Origin of the sequence: Flavobacterium collinsii (genome assembly GCF_902804485.1) — a bacterium.
Lineage (GTDB): Bacteria > Bacteroidota > Bacteroidia > Flavobacteriales > Flavobacteriaceae > Flavobacterium > Flavobacterium collinsii.
Map to the genome: position 1 here is coordinate 1 of NZ_CADCST010000197.1, position 2,927 is coordinate 2,927.

General features: G+C 27.6%; 3 protein-coding genes. All 3 read left to right on the forward strand.

All coding sequences use genetic code 11. From position 1 onward, the window contains the following. The first annotated feature begins 945 nt into the window (after positions 1 to 945). On the forward strand, positions 946 to 1,191 hold the full coding sequence (locus tag FLA105534_RS23640) for a hypothetical protein (protein WP_173968526.1): 246 nt from the start codon (positions 946 to 948) through the stop codon (positions 1,189 to 1,191). Between the two features lie 799 nt (positions 1,192 to 1,990). Then, a complete protein-coding gene (locus FLA105534_RS23645) occupies positions 1,991 to 2,458 on the forward strand; it encodes a hypothetical protein (RefSeq protein ID WP_173968527.1) in 468 nt (155 codons plus the stop codon). A 185-nt stretch (positions 2,459 to 2,643) separates the two neighbouring features. Next, positions 2,644 to 2,927, forward strand: a 284-nt coding sequence (locus FLA105534_RS23650; protein WP_173968528.1) for a hypothetical protein, incomplete at its 3' end; no start/stop codon positions are given.

Below are 2,927 nucleotides of genomic sequence, written 5' to 3' on the forward strand. Positions count from 1 at the left end.
ATATTTAAGTTTGAAGATTCATTTTTCTGTATTTTTTTACCAATAGCTCTTGCTTTCTTTCCATTATATATTGTAAAATATTATCGAAAATATATCAAAGAAGAATAGAAATTTTATAGTGCAATTGTTTTTGATTTATGTATAGTTGGTCATACTGTTTTTTATATTTCCCAGGCTCCCGCACGAATCCTTTCGTGTGGCAGTATGTATATCAAGGCCTAGTCTCGTTATAAAGGTTTAAAATATTAAAAACGAGTAGAAACTATAATTTTCGTAATTCTGAGAGTGTAAGTAGAACGTACCACACGAAAGGATTCGTGCGGGAGCGGGGAGAACTCAAAAAAATATTTAATTGAACAAGGAATTCCTTCTGATAAGATTGAAGTTGGAAAAACTGATAGGTTAGTGGTAAAAACATATGCGACTGCAAGTTCAGTAAAAGTATCTTCAACAACAGAAGCCTATATAATTACTATTAAACAATAAAAATATGCTAAATTACATTTTGCAGATCTGCGTACTAATTTTTTTAATTTATATCGGTCACAGACTAGGATATATTTTTATCCCCAATTTGATAATCGGTATTGTGTCTTTAATGATTTTAACGAATTTATCCTTCGAAGGAACAACTAGGTCTATAGCTGAGGTTCCTATTTTTATTTTCAATTTATTTTTGTATGTTATTTTGTTTTTTTCATCGCTATTTATTTATTCAGACAATAATAGTGAAAAGAAACATTATTTTATTAGACCAATTATTTTATTCGGAATTATTGTAGTTTTTGAATTATTCACTTTAAAATTCGATAGGGCATTTGCCTGTATATTTTTCCCAATATCTTTGGCATTTTTCCCACTATATGGTTTAAAATATTACAAGAAATATTAATGATAAATTTTATAAATATTTGATCGTCTTAATATAAAAGTATCATTGGAGTTTTGTTTTTACTCTGTCTTGGATCGGTGTTTTACTCAGATGGAAGAATACTTGCAACAGCAGATGGAGTGTTAATATCGGATTATTTTCAATTAAGTAAAGATATTGTTGCAAATACAAAGAAATATTTAATGGAACAACAGATTTCTGAAAATAATATTGTAGTGGAAGAAATTAAAGGAGTGGAAAGGAAAATAAATTCTAACGGGGTATTTGAGGTCGAGGCATTTAAGATTACAATTAATTAAAAAAGTATGAAATTAGAGATCGTATTATTGTTGTCGATGATTGTTATAATGGCATTAATATTTTTTGTTTTTATTAAATTCAAATTGTATGGAGCGATTAATTATATAGTTGGATCTATATTAATTGTCATTTTATGTAAAATAGATTTATCTGGAGGATTTCATAGTAAAGAAGAGGTTATAATTTATTTTGGGGAACTTATTTGCTTTACTATTCTATATTGCAGTTCATATCTAAGATCTTTTTTTTCAGCCGACTATAAAAGGAAGTATTATTTTTTATTTCCCGTAATGTTTTATTTACTGATTCTTTTATTTATTAGTTTAATAGAGAGTAATTCTGTTTTTTTATTTAAGGTAGCTAAAAATTTATTTTTAGCTTATTTTCCATTATCTCTCTTATTGTTTTATAAAAGAAATAGATATGATAAATAATATAGACTAAGATGCTACGATAATTATTCAGATACATTTGGAGTTTCAGAAAGTGATTACCCAGGCTCCCGCACGAATCCCAGGCTCCCGCACGAATCCTTTCGTGTGGCAGTATGTATGTCAAGGCCTAGTCTCGTTATAAAGGTTTACAATATTAAAAATGAGTAGAAACTATAAATTTCGTAATTCTGAGAGTGCAAGTAGAAACGTACCACACGAAAGGATTCGTGCGGTAGCGGGGGAAACTTAATTTAGGTAATTTTAATTACAGAGGAGGAGTAATGGCACAATGGATACTTCAGCATCAATACGGTTACAAACCTTTTGATGATTATTTAACATATATTGTAAAAATGAAAAAAACATGGGAGAAATAAAAAAAATATTTAAACATTTTTGGTTCTCAGAAATTCCATTCTTAATGGCAATTATTTATTTAGGAATATCTATGAAAGAGATGGGAGAACTTTTTTTTGTATTTGTAGGTATATATATTGTCCAACTTACAATTTATAATTTAATCTTAACAATATTGTTTTATTTTTTTAATAAAATAATTTCAAAAAAAATCTCACTTATTTTTATAGTTTTATTTTCTAGCGTTTTAATATATCTGTTTTTAAAGAAAAATTACTTTGAGGGACTTTCAATTGATTATTATAATTATCATAAAAAGTATCAGATTGTTTTTCTTATAACTCATATAAGTGATGTAATAATTTGGTTATGCTTAATATTAAATCAGCTGTTAGTGAAGTTTTATTATGTGATTTGGCAGAAAATGAAAAAAGTATGGAAAAGAGAAAAAAGACGATTAATCATCCTGTTTTAACGACCCCCAGGCTCCCGCACGAATCCTTTCGTGTGACAGTATGTATGTCAAGGACTAGTCTAGTTATAAAGGTTTAAAATATTAAAAATGAGTAGAAACTATAAATTTCGTAATTCTGAGAGTGCAAGTAGAACCTACCACACGAAAAGATTCGTGCTGTAGCGGGAAAAAAAAAAGTATTAAAAATGAAAATTATAAAATGGTTAGTTATTTTATGTTTTACAGCATTTATTATTGTTGTATTATATTGGATTGGATTTGTAATACTATTTTCCTATGGAGCTGGATCTGGGGGAACGGGCTCATTCGAAAGATATGAGTTTAAAGGAAATGTAGCAAATGTTAACGAAGTATTTGAAAAAACATTTGATAAAGAAAATATTATTATTCGCGATTCAATAATTGATGAAAATCATAACAAAACAATTGATAAATACCTAGTAATAATTAATCTTAAGAAAATCAATAC

Coding starts and splice junctions, on each gene's coding strand:
- FLA105534_RS23645 (WP_173968527.1), top strand. CDS start 1,991: ATGGGAGAAATAAAAAAAATATTTAAACATTTTTGGTTCTCAGAAATT.